At 64.2% G+C, this 15,462-nt stretch carries 14 protein-coding genes; 5 read left to right on the plus strand and 9 right to left on the minus strand.

Annotated features, from left to right (window positions below; all coding sequences use genetic code 11):
* The first annotated feature begins 59 nt into the window (after positions 1-59).
* Positions 60-1,727, plus strand: coding sequence for an energy-dependent translational throttle protein EttA (gene ettA, locus CLU94_RS12860; RefSeq protein ID WP_034752850.1), 1,668 nt, complete (start codon positions 60-62; stop codon positions 1,725-1,727).
* A gap of 72 nt (positions 1,728-1,799) precedes the next feature.
* Here ettA and CLU94_RS12865 read toward each other — a convergent pair whose 3' ends face one another.
* Positions 1,800-2,381, minus strand: coding sequence for a porin family protein (locus CLU94_RS12865; RefSeq protein WP_099665893.1), 582 nt, complete (start codon positions 2,379-2,381; stop codon positions 1,800-1,802).
* A gap of 224 nt (positions 2,382-2,605) precedes the next feature.
* Here CLU94_RS12865 and CLU94_RS12870 point away from each other — a divergent pair, with 224 nt between their 5' ends.
* On the plus strand, positions 2,606-3,187 hold the full coding sequence (locus tag CLU94_RS12870; protein WP_099665894.1) for a molybdopterin-dependent oxidoreductase: 582 nt from the start codon (positions 2,606-2,608) through the stop codon (positions 3,185-3,187).
* A gap of 146 nt (positions 3,188-3,333) precedes the next feature.
* On the opposite strand, the gene CLU94_RS12875 is transcribed toward CLU94_RS12870, so the two are convergent.
* Complete coding sequence (locus tag CLU94_RS12875) at positions 3,334-3,696, minus strand: hypothetical protein (protein WP_077398469.1); 363 nt, start codon at positions 3,694-3,696, stop codon at positions 3,334-3,336.
* A gap of 265 nt (positions 3,697-3,961) precedes the next feature.
* On the opposite strand from CLU94_RS12875, the gene CLU94_RS12880 reads away from it, so the two are divergent.
* Complete coding sequence (locus CLU94_RS12880; protein WP_099665895.1) at positions 3,962-5,416, plus strand: sensor domain-containing diguanylate cyclase; 1,455 nt, start codon at positions 3,962-3,964, stop codon at positions 5,414-5,416.
* Between the two features lies 1 nt (position 5,417).
* Here CLU94_RS12880 and CLU94_RS12885 read toward each other — a convergent pair whose 3' ends face one another.
* From CLU94_RS12885 to CLU94_RS12915, 7 genes are read right to left on the minus strand one after another with little or no spacing between them, the layout of a single operon-like run.
* Positions 5,418-6,260, minus strand: a complete 843-nt coding sequence (locus tag CLU94_RS12885; RefSeq protein WP_099665896.1) for a Rossmann-like and DUF2520 domain-containing protein — start codon at positions 6,258-6,260, stop codon at positions 5,418-5,420.
* Between the two features lie 9 nt (positions 6,261-6,269).
* Complete coding sequence (locus tag CLU94_RS12890) at positions 6,270-6,857, minus strand: DUF924 family protein (protein ID WP_099665897.1); 588 nt, start codon at positions 6,855-6,857, stop codon at positions 6,270-6,272.
* Positions 6,858-6,873: 16 nt separating this feature from the next.
* A complete protein-coding gene (locus CLU94_RS12895; protein ID WP_099665898.1) occupies positions 6,874-7,614 on the minus strand; it encodes an MgtC/SapB family protein in 741 nt (246 codons plus the stop codon).
* Positions 7,615-7,869 (minus strand): hypothetical protein, encoded by a 255-nt coding sequence (locus CLU94_RS12900; protein ID WP_077398459.1) that lies wholly within the window; start codon positions 7,867-7,869, stop codon positions 7,615-7,617.
* Complete coding sequence (locus tag CLU94_RS12905) at positions 7,869-9,692, minus strand: aminopeptidase P family protein (RefSeq protein WP_099665899.1); 1,824 nt, start codon at positions 9,690-9,692, stop codon at positions 7,869-7,871. Before CLU94_RS12905 ends, CLU94_RS12900 begins: the two co-directional genes overlap by 1 nt.
* Positions 9,693-9,738: 46 nt before the next feature.
* The gene (locus tag CLU94_RS12910; protein ID WP_099665900.1) at positions 9,739-11,811 is read right to left on the minus strand and encodes a DUF4132 domain-containing protein; all 2,073 of its coding nucleotides are present in this window, start codon (positions 11,809-11,811) and stop codon (positions 9,739-9,741) included.
* Positions 11,798-12,496, minus strand: coding sequence for a Crp/Fnr family transcriptional regulator (locus CLU94_RS12915; RefSeq protein WP_099665901.1), 699 nt, complete (start codon positions 12,494-12,496; stop codon positions 11,798-11,800). The genes CLU94_RS12910 and CLU94_RS12915 overlap by 14 nt, the downstream gene beginning before the upstream one ends.
* Before the next feature lie 180 nt (positions 12,497-12,676).
* Between CLU94_RS12915 and CLU94_RS12920 the strand changes: the two genes are divergently transcribed.
* Together CLU94_RS12920 and CLU94_RS12925 are read left to right on the plus strand one after the other, a co-directional pair.
* Positions 12,677-14,608, plus strand: coding sequence for an AMP-binding protein (locus CLU94_RS12920; protein WP_099665902.1), 1,932 nt, complete (start codon positions 12,677-12,679; stop codon positions 14,606-14,608).
* Positions 14,609-14,622: 14 nt separating this feature from the next.
* Complete coding sequence (locus CLU94_RS12925; protein WP_257218788.1) at positions 14,623-15,438, plus strand: ABC transporter ATP-binding protein; 816 nt, start codon at positions 14,623-14,625, stop codon at positions 15,436-15,438.
* Positions 15,439-15,462: the final 24 nt, after the last annotated feature.

The following is a 15,462-nucleotide window of genomic DNA, read 5'->3' on the forward strand; positions in this document are numbered from 1 at the left end:
GGCCGGAAGCGGGCGTTTACCGTATCCTGTCCGTCTTTGTATATCACCCGAGATTTCTAATGGCAAATTACGTCTACACCATGAATCGCGTGGGCAAAATCGTCCCGCCCAAGCGCCAGATTCTGAAAGATATTTCCCTGTCCTTCTTCCCAGGCGCGAAGATCGGCGTGCTGGGCCTGAACGGCTCCGGCAAATCGACCCTGCTGAAAATCATGGCAGGCATCGACACCGACATCCAGGGCGAAGCCGTGCCGATGCCGGGCCTGAACATCGGCTACCTGCCGCAGGAACCGCAGCTGGACCCGGCCAAAACCGTGCGCCAGGAAGTCGAGTCGGGCCTGGGCGAAGTGTTTGAAGCGCAAGCCAAGCTGGAAGCCGTGTACGCCGCGTATGCCGAGGAAGACGCCGATTTCGACGCCCTGGCCACGGAACAGGCACGCCTGGAAGCGATCATTTCGACCTCCGACGGCGGCAATCTGAATCTGCAGCTGGAAATGGCCGCCGACGCGCTGCGCCTGCCGCCTTGGGACGCCACCATCGGCGTGCTGTCCGGCGGTGAAAAGCGCCGCGTGGCGCTGTGCAAGCTGCTGCTGTCGAAGCCCGACATGCTGCTGCTCGACGAGCCGACCAACCATCTGGATGCGGAATCGGTCGACTGGCTGGAACAATTCCTGCTGCGCTTCCCCGGCACCGTGGTGGCCATCACCCATGACCGCTACTTCCTCGACAACGCGGCCGAGTGGATCCTGGAGCTGGACCGCGGCCACGGCATTCCATGGAAGGGTAACTACTCGACCTGGCTGGACCAGAAGCAAGCCCGCCTGAAGCAGGAAGAGGCGACGGAATCGGCGCGCCAGAAGGCGCTGCAGAAGGAATTGGAATGGTCGCGCCAGAACCCGAAAGCGCGCCAGGCCAAGTCGAAAGCCCGCCTGGCCCGCTTCAACGAGCTGTCCGAGCACGAATACCAGAAACGCAACGAAACGCAGGAGATCTTCATTCCCGTGGCCGAACGCCTGGGCAATGAAGTCATCGAGTTCAAGAACGTGTCGAAGGCGTTCGGCGACCGCCTGCTGATCGATAACCTGAGCTTTACCGTGCCGCCAGGCGCCATCGTCGGCATCATCGGCCCCAACGGCGCCGGTAAATCGACCCTGTTCAAGATGATCACCGGCAAGGAAACGCCGGACAGCGGCGAAGTGGCCATCGGCCAGACGGCGCGCGTCTCCATCGTCGACCAAAACCGCGATTCGCTGGCCGACAACAAATCCGTCTTTGAAGACGTGTCCGGCGGCGCCGACATGCTGACGGTGGGCCGCTTCGAAATGCCGTCGCGCGCCTACCTGGGCCGCTTCAACTTCAAGGGTTCGGACCAGCAAAAGCAAGTGGGCAACCTGTCCGGCGGTGAACGCGGCCGTCTGCACCTGGCGAAAACCCTGTTGATGGGCGGCAACGTCCTGCTGCTCGATGAACCGTCGAACGATCTGGACGTGGAAACCTTGCGCGCGCTGGAAGACGCCCTGCTGGAATTTGCCGGCAGCGTCATGGTCATTTCCCATGACCGCTGGTTCCTCGACCGTATCGCCACGCACATCCTGGCTTTCGAAGGCAACTCGCAGGTCACCTTCTTTGACGGCAACTATCAAGAATACGAAGCCGACAAGAAGAAACGCCTAGGCGAAGAAGGCGCGAAACCGAAACGTATCCGCTACAAGCCCTTGACCACGTAATTTCGGTCCGCCCATGCAAAAAGGCAGTTACCTCGCGGTAACTGCCTTTTTTTTCAGCACACTTCCAAGTGATTAGAAGTTGTAGCGTGCGCCCAAAGCGAGGCCCGTGGCCTTGCGGCCCTGGTCGGCGCTCTTGCCGAAGTGTTCCACTTCCGCCGTCAGCGAGACTTTCTCGTTGATTGCGTACTGGGCGCCGACGGAAGCGTACACGCCCGTCTTGTCGTTGCCGCTGATGCCGGTCGACAGGCCCGTGCCGCTCAAGCTGTTCTTGACCTTGGCCACGCCCAGCTTGCCGAACACGCCGACCTTGTCGGTCACGGGCATGGTGGCCTTGCCGGCCAGGTAGTAGCCGTGCGAATCGCTTTTCACGGAACCGTTGCCGGCGCCGGTGACATAGCTGTAATCCTTGCTGCCGAAATCGGCATAGCCGCCTTCGATTGCCCAGGTTTTATCGAAATCGTAACCGGCGAAGATCTTGGCGCCAGCCTTGTAGCCGCTGTGATTATCGGCGCTGGTGGCGCCAGGAATATCGAAGTTATAGCGGTTGCCCGTGACGCCGGCACCCACATACGCACCTTCGGCGTGGGCGGCGCTCATGCCGGTCAGTGCGGTAACGGATGCGATCATTGCAAACAGGATTTTCTTCTTCATCATGTTCTCTCTCTCAATTAGTGAATGGTGCCTGGATTCGCAGTTCAGCGAAGTGCGATGACTACACAATAACAGCCGAAAAAAGCTACGTCTTTCTCCATTCCGTAAGAACTGTGACAAGATGTAAGCTGACATTGCAAACTGACAATAACCGTGAAATGCGCACTGTTGAGCGAACTTAAGATAGACTTAAGAACATTAGCGATTTTCAGTCAGAGGAGAAGTGCATGCACAAACGCCAGTTTCTCGCCGCCGGCATGGCCGCCGCGGCCTTGCCCGCCATCGCCCGGGCGGCGCCCGCCGGCCTGCGCGGTCCCGCCCTGCTGACCATCACGGGCAGCATCGACAAGCCGAACCGGGGTCCGTTCGACGCCGTGCGCGACCAGATGATGCACAAGCAAAAGATCAGTTTTGAGCGGGCGCGGGCCTTCGACTTTGCGGCGCTGGCGAACTTGCCGGCGCGCACCATCCACCCCACCCTGGAATACGATGGCAAGGCGCATGCCCTGCGCGGGCCGCTGCTGGTCGAGGTATTGAAGGCGGCCGGCGCGCCCGAGGACGATGCCGTGCGGCTGCTGCTGCGGGCCGTGGATGGCTATGCGGCGGCGCTGACCGTGGCGCAGGCGCGCACGCAGCGTTTTATCGTCGCCACCCACCTGGACGGGCAGGCGATGGCGCTGGGCGGCCTGGGGCCGCTATGGGCGATCCACGATGCGGACCGCATCGCCGCCGTGGCGGCCCTGCCCCTGGCCGAACGGTTCGCCAGCTGCCCGTGGGCGCTGTATCACATCGGCGTGGAGGCGGGTTGACGCTACTTAAAACAACGCCAAACAAAACCGTAGCGAGCGGAAGGGAGAGGTGGCTGAGAAGCGGAGCTGTGCTAATGCACGGGGCCGCCGAGGCAGTGAGCATCGCAGGCCGCCTATACCGACGCGCAGTAGGTTTTGATAGGCGTTTAGGCGTAGGCTTCCGCCATCGACATGACGCGCGGCGCGATGGTAATGCCATGTTCCTCGAACAGCGCCGTGATGGCCGCCAGGTTGTGCGTGCACTCCTCGGTTTTCCAGCCCTTGAAGATATCCGTGCCATCCTTCTGGAAATGCAGGTCCAGCACCTTGCCCGCATCCTTGTGCAGGTAGGGTGAACTATAGGTGTTCTCGAAGCCGAGCGCCTTCAATTGTCCCAGCAAGGCATGCGGTGGATGGTCGGGATCGGTGGCGAGAAAAATGCCGAAGGTCTTGCCCGGTGGTTTCGCGGCGATGTCGACCTCGTAGATGCCGGGGGCCTTGCTGACGGACGTACTCTTTAAAAATAACATACAACACTCCCTGCGCGTAATGTCCTGCGCCTGAAACGGGCGGCAAGACAGGGGCGGTGCGCAATGATTCCCCTCGTCAAATCTTATTGCTAATTTGCATCTTTGTCGACAAATCGGCACTTTTATTTGGTAAGTCGTGGTTATCTTGTTGCGTTCGCCAAGGTAAATTGTCAATAAAGCCAGTTATCATTGCGCCAATACCCGGCCTGCTGCATACTTTTGGCTTGCGTCACGATTGCCTTCCCGCCGGCCACCCCTCGTCTCCATGCGTCTTCTGTCGATCAAGTACCGCCTGCTCATACTCCTGACCCTGATCCTGGGTGCGGGCTTCATGGCCACCAGCCTGGCCAGCTACCTGGCTTCGCGCCAGGCCATCGAGCACGGCATCGCCGACCAGACCTTGCCATTGACGGGCGACAATATCTATTCCGAAATCCAGAAGGACATGCTGCGCCCCGTCTTCATTTCCTCGCTGATGGCGCACGACACCTTCGTGCGCGACTGGATACTCGCCGGCGAAAACAAGCCGGAACAGATCGTGCGCTACCTGGCCGAGGTCAAGAAGAAGTACGGCGCCATCACCAGCTTTCTCGTCTCGGACAAGAGCAGCAAATATTACTATGCGGAAGGCACCCTGAAATCCGTCAGCCCGCAAGCGGCGCGCGACATCTGGTACTACCGCGTGCGCGCCATGGACACCACCGACTATGAAACGAATGTCGACGTGGACATGGCCAACCGCGACAGCATGACCATCTTCATCAACCACCGCGTCTACGACTACGACGGCCAGTTCATCGGCGCCACCGGCATCGGCCTGACCCTGGCCACCATGAGCCACATCATCGACCGCTACCAGGCGCGCTTCCACCGCAACATCTATTTTGTCGACGGCGCCGGCGCCCTGGTGCTGGCGGGCAAGACCATGCGCAACGGGCACGGCAATATCCGCAGCCTGCCCGGCGTAAACGCCATTGCCGAGCAAATCATCAACCACCAGAGCGAACCGACGCACCTGTCGTACCAGCTGGGGCGCGCGCAAATCCTCGTCAACTCGCGCTTCATTCCCGAACTGGGCTGGTACCTGGTGGTCGAGCAGAATGTCAGCGACGAAGTCCAGTCGCTGCAGCGCGTCTTCATCTTCAACCTGGCCATCAGCTTTGGCGTCACCCTGCTGGTACTGGTATTGACCCTGCTGACGGTGAACCGCTACCAGCGCCGCATCGAACGCATCGCCTCGACGGATGCGCTGACGGGGCTATTGAACCGCCAATCGCTGGAATTGCTGTTCCAGCGCGCCATGCTCTTGTCCAAACGCAACGAACAACCGATGTCCGCCATCCTCTTCGACATCGACTTCTTCAAGCGCGTCAACGATACCCACGGCCACCTGTGGGGCGACAAGGTGATCCGTGGCGTGGCCGACGTGGCGCGCGCCACCGTGCGCGAAAGCGACGTCATCACGCGCTGGGGCGGCGAGGAATACCTGGTACTGCTGAACAATTGCAGCCTGGCGCAAGCGGCGGAAGTGGCGGAAAACCTGCGCGCCGCCGTCGAACGCCACGATTTCGGCCTGCCCGCGCCGCACATACCCGTGACGATCAGCCTGGGCGTGGCCGAGTACCGGCCAGAGGAAAGCGAATCGGCCTTCTTCTCGCGCGCCGACAGCGCCTTGTATCAGGCCAAGCATCACGGCCGCAACGGCGTGCACGCCGCCTGAGTCACTCCCCGCGCTTGCGCCTGGCCAGATCCTGCGTCGGCGCCACCAGCGCCCGGTACAACTCGCCCGTGGCGGCATCCCAGCTTTGCACGGCCAGCTGCTGGCGTTGCACGGTGGCAGAGTCGCCACGCGCGATGGGGCCGGACAGCGCGGGCGCGGCGCCCAGGCGGAACACGTTCGCCACTGCTTCCGTCACCAGGGGCTGGGCCAGTTCGCGCGCCACCGGTTCGGGAATGCCGGCCGCCTGGTAGGCGCGCAAGGCGGCGTCGAGCACCGTCACCAGGTAATTGCTGGCGAAGACGGCGGCGGCGTGATACAGGGTCTTGGCGGCCGGGTCGATGGGCACGGGACGCGCGCCGATGGCGTTCAAGGCGGGCGTGAGGAAGGCCAGCGCCAGCGGATCGCCTTCAACGCCGCAAAACGTGCCGTCAAAGGTGGCGGCCACCTGCTGCGGGTCGGCAAAGCTGCGGATCGGGTGCGCGCTGGCGACAGAGGCGCCCGCCTGCGTGGCGGCCAGCAGCACGTTCGAGGCCAGCGCGCCGCTGCAGTGGAACACGATGGCGCCCGCCTGGCGTCCCTCGGCCACCAGCGCCGCGCAGGCCGGGCCGATCTGGTCGTCGGAGACGGCCAGCATGGTGACGTCGGCGCGCCGCAAGGCCGCATAGCTGGCGACGGGAGTGCCGGCGCCGATGAAATCGACCGCCGCCTGCGCCGACGCCATCGAGCGCGTCAGCACATCCTGCACCAGGATTGCTCCGCCCTGCGTGCCATCCACGCGGGCGAACAAACGGCCCAGCACACGGCCCACGTGGCCGGCGCCGATGATATTGAGGGTAACGTTCATGGCGATTTTCTAGAAGCTCGATCCCGGCTGGCGCAAAAATTCCAGCTCTTGCGGCGTGGAGGCGCGGCCGAGGATGGCGTTGCGGTGCGGGAAGCGGCCAAAGCGGGCGATCACTTCCTGGTGGCGCTCGGCGTAATCGAGCATGCCGTCAAAGCCGGGCTGCGCCTGCGACAGCAGCTGGAACAGCTCGACGGCGCGCGCCTGCATGGCCAGGTCTTCCGCGTGTTCGAACGGCAGGTAGGCAAAAGCGCGCAGCATCGGCGGCAGCTGGCGGTCCTGCCCCGCGTCCGTCAAGGCGACGGCCAGGGCCAGCGCCCGGACGTCGCCGGCAAACGCGCGCGGCGTACCGCGATAGACGTTGCGCGTGAATTGATCGAGCACGATCAGGCGCGCCAGCGCGCCGTGCGGCGTGGCATCCCATGCGAGCAAGCCGCCCTCGATGGCGGCATCGATCAGCGCGCCGAAACGCGCGCGTATCTGCGCATCGAAGCCGTCATCCTTGCGGAACCATTCCACGCGCGACTGGCCGTAGTCGGGGTTATCCGGCGGCAGGAACCAGAAATCGAGTACCTCTTGAGCCTGTGCATCCATGTCCATCCTCTCGGCATCCGTATCAGTTGCGGGCATGCGACAGCTGGAAGCCGGCGATGCCTTCGAAGGCGGCCAGTTCGGCCGACATGGCCGACAGGCTGGCACCCGTGTTCTTGCCATGCGCGATGGCAACAAAACGCCATTCCTGCATGCCGTCCGTGCTGCCGATGGTCAGCGAGCCGCCGGCGATGTCGTAGCCGCGCTTGGCCGCCATGCGCCGCAGCGCATCTTCGCGCGGAATGAAATCGCGCTTGAAGCGCATGGTGATGGCCACCGCGTGGCGCGACGGCAGCCAGTTCTCCAGTTTTGACAGGAAAATCATCGCCATCGCACACAGAAAGGCCAGGCCCATGGCCGACAGATAAAAGCCGATGCCGACCATGATGCCGATCACGGACGAAGCCCAGATCGAGGCGGCCGTCGTCAGACCGCTGATATTGAAGCCCTCGCGCATGATCACGCCGGCGCCGAGGAAACCCACGCCCGTGACGATGCCCTGGATGACGCGCGTGGGGTCGCTGCCGACGATGGCGCCATGGCCGCCGTACCAGAACTCCGGATAGCCGCCCAGCACCGTCAGCGCGGCCGAGGCCATGCAGACGAGGCTGTAGGTGCGCATGCCGGCCGCGCGCCCGTGATACGAGCGCTCATACCCCACCAGCAAGCCCAGCAGTAGTGCGCCGAGCAGGTTCAGCAGGATCACGCCATTCGTCGCCAGCTCGGCCGGCGACCAGTAGGCGCGCAGGAAGTCGATGGTCGGCATTTAGTCCTGGGGCTTTTTCGTCAGCTGCTTTTCAAACGCCACATCGAGCTTGCTGACGCGGCGCGCCTTTTGCGGTCCCAGGCCATTCACGAAGGCGACAAAGGCGTCCAGTTCCAGCGGCGGGCACAGGGGCGGCAAGCCCGGGCCTTCCGTGAGGAAGAACAGTTCATCGCCCGTGCGCGCCATCGTGTAGAGGCGGTGGCCGGTGCGTTCCTTGAGCCGCTCGATGGCGGACGTGGCGCGGGTCGAGCGCATCAGATGGCTCCCGTGCGCTGTTCCAGCCACGCCAGCGCAGGCGCATCGGCCGGCGCGGCCAGGTGCGGCGCCAGGCGCGCACGCACGGTGGCGTGATAGTCGTTCAGCCAGGCCGCTTCGTCATCGCGCAGCAGCGAACGTTCCATGCAACGCGTGTCGATCGGGCACAGGGTCAAGGTTTCGAAGCGCAGGAATTCGCCGAAGGGCGTCGTCCCCGCGGGAACGTTCAGCACCAGGTTCTCGATGCGGATGCCCCACTGGCCGGGACGGTAGATGCCCGGCTCGACGGAAGTGATCATGCCCGGTTCCATGGCCGTCTGCGGCTCCGGCATGGCGGACTGCGAAATCGATTGCGGCCCTTCATGGACGTTAAGGAAGAAGCCCACGCCGTGGCCCGTGCCGTGGCCAAAGTCGATGCCTTCGGCCCACAGGGGCGCGCGGGCGATGGAATCGAGCATGGGCGACTTCACGCCGCGCGGAAATTGCGCGCGCGACAGCGCGATCATGCTGCGCAAGACCAGGGTGAAATCGCGCCTGTGCTCGGCCGTGATCGCGCCGACGGGGACCACGCGGGTGATATCCGTGGTACCGCCCCAGTACTGGCCGCCCGAGTCGATCAGCAGCAAGCCGTCGCCTTCGATAGTGGCGGCCGAATCCGCATGGGCGTGGTAATGCATGATGGCGCCATGCGCATTGAAGCCGGCGATGGTGCCGAAACTGGGGCTGACAAAACCGGCGCGGCGGGCGCGGGCAGCCGTCAGGTGCTCGTCGACGCCGATTTCCGTCAACGGCGCACGTTGCGGGTCGGCCAGGGTGCGATCCAGCCAGCTGAAAAACTCGCACAGGGCGGCGCCATCCTGCTCCATGGCGGCGCGCACGTGCGCCGCTTCGGCATCCGTCTTGCGCGACTTGGCCAGGGTGGTCGGGTTGATGGATTCGACCACTTGCACGCCATCGGCTACAGCCTGGCGCGTGCCGAACGTGATGCGGCGCGGGTCGAGCAGCAAGGTGGCGCCGGCCGGCAAGGCGGCCAGCGCGGCAGCCGTGCGGTCATAGGCTGCCACGTCCACGCCCTCGCTCTCCAGCGTGGCGCGCAGGGCCGCCGGCACCTTGCCATCGGCGACGAACAGGGTGGCGCGCTCGGGTCCCACCAGCGCATGCGCGAGGAAGACGGGGTTGTAGTTGACGTCGGCGCCGCGCAGGTTGAACAGATACGCGATGTCGTCGAGCGTGGAAATCACGTGGTGGCTGGCGCCCAGGGCCGCCATGCCGGCGCGCAGGGCCGCCAGTTTTTGCGCGCGCGACAGCGAGGTATACGCGGCCGCATGTTCAACCACGGGGGCGGCGGGCATGGCCGGGCGATCCGGCCACACGGCTTGCAGCACATCGATGTCCGTGCGCAAGGTAACCTGCTCCCCCAGCGCCTGCTGCAGCAGGCGCGCATTGGCCAGGCCCAGTACGGCGCCATCGACGGCCACCGTCTGCCCCGGCCGCATGGTTTCGCCCAGCCAGTCGATATACAGCACGCTGGCGCCGGACGGGATTTTCTTCAGGACGATGCCGCTGCCGGCCAGTTCGTCTTCCGCCTGTTCCCAGTAGCGGCCATCGGTCCATACGCCGGCAAACTCCTGCGTCACGACCAGGGTGCCGACCGATCCCGTAAAGCCCGACAGCCACTCGCGGCCCTGCCAGCGGGCCGGCAGGTACTCGGACAAATGCGGGTCGGCCGATGGCACGATGCAGGCGTCGATGTGCTGCGCGCGCATGGCGCTGCGCAGTTGCGACAAACGGGAGGCGGGAGTGGCTTGGTCAGGTGTCTGCATGGGTGCGAAAATGGAGCGGTGCTGGGAAGTGCCTATGATACCGCGATTAGCAGCCGGGCTGCACTCGGTGCAGCGCCAGCAGCACCCCGGCGGTAGCGGCGATTTTTTCCAGCAGCGCCTCGTCGTAAGGCAGCCACGGCACGGCGGCCAGCTTGTTCCCCTTAGCGACCACCTCGGCCGCCACCTCGGCGCCGTCCAGCGTGACCCTGCCGGTGGTCAGGTGGATGGCGTGCCTGCCCACCAGAAGGTGACGGGGCTCGAGCGCCATGCGCCCTGCTTCGATCTGCTGCGCAAACACCTGACGCAGCACGGTGCGCCGCATGCCCGCCATCGGCCCCGGGGACAAGTTGGCCAGGTAAGACAAGCGCTCTTCGCGCTGCACGCTTTGCTCGTCTTCCACCAGCGCCAACGCGCTGGCGCTGACCAGCAGATCCACCGCGCGGCACGCTTCCGAATAGGCCACAGGCGCCAGCGGCAGCATCTGCGCGGGCGCCAGCCCGTTAGACGTGCAGGCGCCGCCCGCGCCTGGATAGACGCGTCCCTCGAGGCGCAGCAATACGCGCCAGGCGCCGAACCCGCGCGACAAGCCTTCATCGTCGTCCAGCCGCCAGCCTTCGCGGCGGGCCAGTCCCAGCAAGGCAGGCAGCGACAGCTGGTAACCGGAAAATGGGGCGCTGCCGTCGCCGGGCGGTGCATATATTTCACGATACACCTGGCGCAGCGGCTGGCGCACGCGCCGCTGTGTAACCAGCGCCTGCCAGGCGGCGCGCTGCTCCCCGTTGCCGTGCAGGGGATGCCACAGGCCGATCTCGCCTTCTCCCTGTAGCGGCACATCCGCCGGCTGCCCCCATGCATCGATGGCACCCTCGCCATCGAGCATGAAAGCCTGGCCGTCACCCGTACGCCAGACCAGCGCGCGCGCCACCGTATCGATATCGGCATCGTCGCGCAAGGCGCGCCATTGATCCAGCCCCAGACGCACGTCGCTGGCATAGCCCGCTTCCAGGCGGCGCGCCAGCATGGCCTGGCGCCGTTTGCCCATGGGACCGGGCATGCCGATCCTCCAGGCGATATCGGGCCGTTCGGCCAGCGCCCGTTCGGCCGGTTTCAGATTGCGTTCCAGCTTCTTGCGGATGCCCGCATGGCGCACCTGCGCCAGCGCCGTGCGCAGGGCCAGCAAGCTTTCCGGCGTGGGGATGGTTTCCACCGCATGGCCCAGCGCCATCGCCAACGATTGCGACGGCGCGCTCTTGGCCGTGCCGGGCGCGACGCATACCAAGGGCAGCAAGACGCTGATCACGGGCCTGAACCATGCGTCATCGCGATAGGCGGCGACCCGCGCGGCGCGCGCCAGCACCTGAGAGTCTGCCGTGGCAAAGGCGGCATCGGCAGCATACGGCACGCCGCCGTCATGAATGGCGGCGATATGGCGTGCCGCCTGTTCCAGTATCGTGCGCGCAAAATCGACATACGCCGCATCGTCGGCCAGCACGACGGCGGGATCCGCCTCGCCGATACTGTCGCGGCTCCAGTGGCCGCTGTAGCGCGAGCCGGCCAGCGCCAGCAGGGACGCTTGCTCCAGCTGCGGCAGCAATTCCAATTCATGCAAGGTCAATGGCATCGGATAAAGGGCGTGACGCTCCTCCATTGCCTGCGCAAATTGCGCAGGGGCGTCGCCGCCAGCAAGGCGCGCCAGCAGGTAGGCCTGGTAGGGGCACTCGGCCCAGCCCGAGGTTTTGCCGAGAATGCGCCGCGCCTGCCCCGCCGTGCCTGCCGGTGCCTCGCCCTGCAGGCACGCCAGGCAGCCGATGACATACTCCCATTCCCGGTTGTAATCGCCGGCCGCGTCCAGCGCATCGAGGAACATGGCGCCTGCCAGCGCCGGCGCCAGGTTCATGCTGGTCGCTTGTGCCAATAGCGCCGTCGCCAGCTCGCGCCGCGCCGTATCGTCATGGCCGAAGCGCGCCGCGCGATGCAACGCCCCCCAGATGGCGCCCAGTTCTTCCGGTGTCCAGTCGTTGAAATCGACGGGCGGCCCCGTGAATCGCGCATGCTCGACAAAGCCGCCATCGAGGCGTACGCGCAGGGCTGCGGCACGCGTGGTCTCAGATGGCATCATCGGCCTCGTAGCGGCGCAAGCCTTCCAGGTCCAGCACGCGGATGCCGCCGTAATCGAGGCGCAGCAAGCCTTTCTTTTCCAGCACCTGCAAGGCCTGGTTGGCGCGCTGGCGCGAAGAGCCCGACAGCAGGCCGATTTCCTCCTGCGACAGCTGCACCAGCGTCTCCACGCCGGGGTACAAGTGCGAGTTGAACATCGACGCCAGGCAGCGCGCCACGCGCGTATTCAGGTCCAGCAAGCGTTCGTTTTCCACCATGCCGATGAACTGCCCCAGGCGCTCGTTGAGCTGCATCAGCAGGAAGCGCGTAAACGGCAAACTCGTTTCCAGCAGCCAGTGGAAGGTGGCGCCTGGCAGGCGCGCCACGCGCGTGTCGCGCAGGGCCATGGTGTCGTATTTGCGGATTTCATTCTTCAGCAATGAACCTTCACCGAACCAGCTGCCGGGCGGCACGCCGATGAAGGTCATGGCCTTGCCGGAGGCGGAAAAATTATTCATCTTGACCATGCCGCTGATGACGCCGATCCAGTTGTCCACCGGCTCGCCCTTGCGGCAGACAAAGCCGCCTTTCGGCACGAAAGTCTCGAACACATCCGCCTCGACCCGGGCCATTTGCACGGGATCGAGCAGCTGCGCCCAGTTGGCCGCGCGCACGGCATCCTTGAGACTGATATCAGGGTAGGTCATTGTGCGATGCACCATCGAAAAGTGGGTAAATGTCCCCGAAAAGACAACTTGGCAAACTAACGCAAGCTACTATCATTGCACAAACGCCTTACACATAAAAAACACAGAGCGCCATCCAACGAGGTGGGGCCTGAGACAAGCAACAGGGAGACACTGGTGCAAACGAATACCACAGCAACAATGCCGACTTTTCCGCGGCGCTTATTGCAACACGGGACAGTACGATCCGACAAGCCCGCCTTTCGCGAAAAACACCTGGGCATCTGGCAAACCTGGACCTGGCGCGAGGTCAACGACGAGGTGCGCGCGCTGGCCTGCGGCCTGGCCGCCATCGGCTTCCAGCGCGGCATGAACCTGGCCATCATCGGCGACAACCGTCCCCGCCTGTACTGGGCCATGCTGGCTGCGCAAAGCCTGGGCGGCGTGCCCGTGCCACTGTACCAGGACGCGCCGGCCGCCGACATGGCCTATGTGCTGCAGGATGCGGAAATCCGCTACGCCATCGTCGAAGACCAGGAGCAGGTCGACAAGCTGCTCGAACTCAAGGCCCTGTATCCGCACGTCGCCCACATCGCCTATGACGATGAACGGGGCATGCGCCATTACCGCCAGCCGGAACTGATGTCGTTTGCCGCCCTGCAGACGCTGGGCCGCGCGTACGACCGCGAACATCCGGGCTTTTTCGACGCCGCCGTGGCAGCGGGCCAGGGTAGCGACTCCGCCGTGATCCTGTACACCTCGGGCACCACGGGCAAGCCGAAGGGCGTGTGCCAGAGCCACACGGCGCTGCTGGCCGCAGGCGTTGGCGGCGTCGCCTTCGACCAGCTCACCGACGAGGAAGACATCCTGTCCTACCTGCCCATGGCGTGGGTCGGCGACTGCCTGTTCTCGCTGGCGCAAGCCATGGTGGCCGGCTTCACCGTCAACTGCCCCGAATCGGGCGACACGGTGATGATCGACATGCGCGAAATCGGCCCCACCTGCTACTTTGCGCCGCCGCGCGTGTTCGAGAACATGCTCACCAGCGTGATGATACGCATGGAAGACGCCAGCAGCATCAAGCGCCACATGTTCAGCCATTTCATGGACGTGGCCAAGCGCTGCGGCGCGCAGATTTTGGATGGCAAGCCAGTCTCGCTGGCGGACCGCCTCAGCTACAAGCTGGGCGAGCTGCTCGTCTACGGCCCGCTGAAAAACGTGCTGGGACTGTCGCGCGTGCGCGTCGCCTACACGGCCGGTGCCGCCATCGGCCCCGACCTGTTCCGCTTCTACCGCTCCATCGGCGTCAACCTCAAGCAATTGTACGGTTCCACCGAAACCTGCGCCTATGTATGCCTGCAACCGGACGGTAATATCAAGTTCGACAGCGTCGGCTTGCCGGCGCCGGGCGTGGAAGTCAAGCTGGCGGCCAATGGCGAAGTGCTGGTGAAGTCGCCCGCCACCATGAGCGGCTACTTCAAGCGGCCCGACGCCACTGCCGAAGTGATCGACGACGACGGCTATTTCCATACGGGCGACGCGGGCGTGTTCGACGGCGAAGGCCACCTGAAAATCATCGACCGCGCGGCCGACGTCGGCAAGATGAATTGCGGCGCCATGTTCGCCCCCAACTACATCGAAAACAAGCTCAAGTTCTTCCCCTTCATCAAGGAAGTGGTGGCCTTCGGCCATGCGCGCGACCAGGTCTGCGCCTTCATCAACATCGACATCGAAGCGGTGGGCAACTGGTCCGAACGGCGCGGCATCGCCTACTCCGGCTACACCGACCTGGCGGCGCGCACAGAAACCTATGGCCTGATCCGCGACTGCATCGAGCAAGTCAACGCGGAACTGGCAGCCGACCCGCTGATGGACCGCACGCAGGTGCACCGCTTCCTCGTGCTGCACAAGGAACTCGATCCGGACGACGACGAGCTGACGCGCACGCGCAAGGTACGCCGCAAATTCATCGCCGAAAAGTACGCGGTGCTCATTTCCGCCCTGTATGAGGGCAAGGCAACGCAATACATCGAGACCCAGGTGAAATTCGAGGATGGCCGCCTTGGCTCGACCAGCGCCGACCTGCAGATCTGGGACAGCAAAACGTACCGGCCCCAGGGCCTGGCCGCATGATGGAGCACAGCACGATGCAAATGAACGAACCCGACGCCCATTTCGGCACGGCCCGCAAGACGGGTCCCGTGATCCTCGACCTGAAGAACATCTCGCTGTCGTTCGGCGGCGTGAAAGCCCTGACCGACATCTCGTTTGACGTCAAGCAGCATGAAATCCGCGCCATCATCGGCCCGAACGGCGCGGGCAAAAGCTCGATGCTCAACGTGATCAATGGCGTGTACCGTCCGCAGCAGGGAGAAATCATCTACCGGGGCGAACACCGGCGCGGCATGGACTGCTACCAGGCTGCCAAGTCCGGCATCGCGCGCACCTTCCAGAACATCGCCCTGTTCAAGGGCATGACGGTGCTGGACAACATCATGACGGGGCGCAACCTGAAGATGAAGTCGAATTTTCTCTTGCAAGCCCTGTACTGGGGCCCGGCGCGGCGCGAGGAAATCGAGCACCGCAAGAAGGCCGAGGAAATCATCGACTTCCTGGAAATCCAGGCCATCCGCAAGACGCCCGTGGGGCGCCTGCCCTACGGCCTGCAAAAACGGGTGGAACTGGGCCGCGCGCTGGTGGCCGAACCGGACATCCTGCTGCTGGACGAACCGATGGCCGGCATGAACGTGGAAGAAAAACAGGACATGTGCCGCTTCATCCTCGACGTCAACGACCAGCTGGGCACGACCATCGTGCTGATCGAGCACGACATGGGCGTGGTGATGGATATCTCCGACCGAGTGGTGGTGCTCGACTACGGCAAGAAAATCGGCGACGGCACGCCCGACGAGGTGCGCAGCAACCAGGATGTCATCAACGCGTATTTGGGTGTCGCGCACTAGCGCCGGACAAGGAATAACAATGAA

The organism is Janthinobacterium sp. 13 (assembly GCF_002749695.1).
In the GTDB taxonomy this organism is placed as follows: Bacteria; Pseudomonadota; Gammaproteobacteria; order Burkholderiales; family Burkholderiaceae_D; genus Janthinobacterium; species Janthinobacterium kumbetense.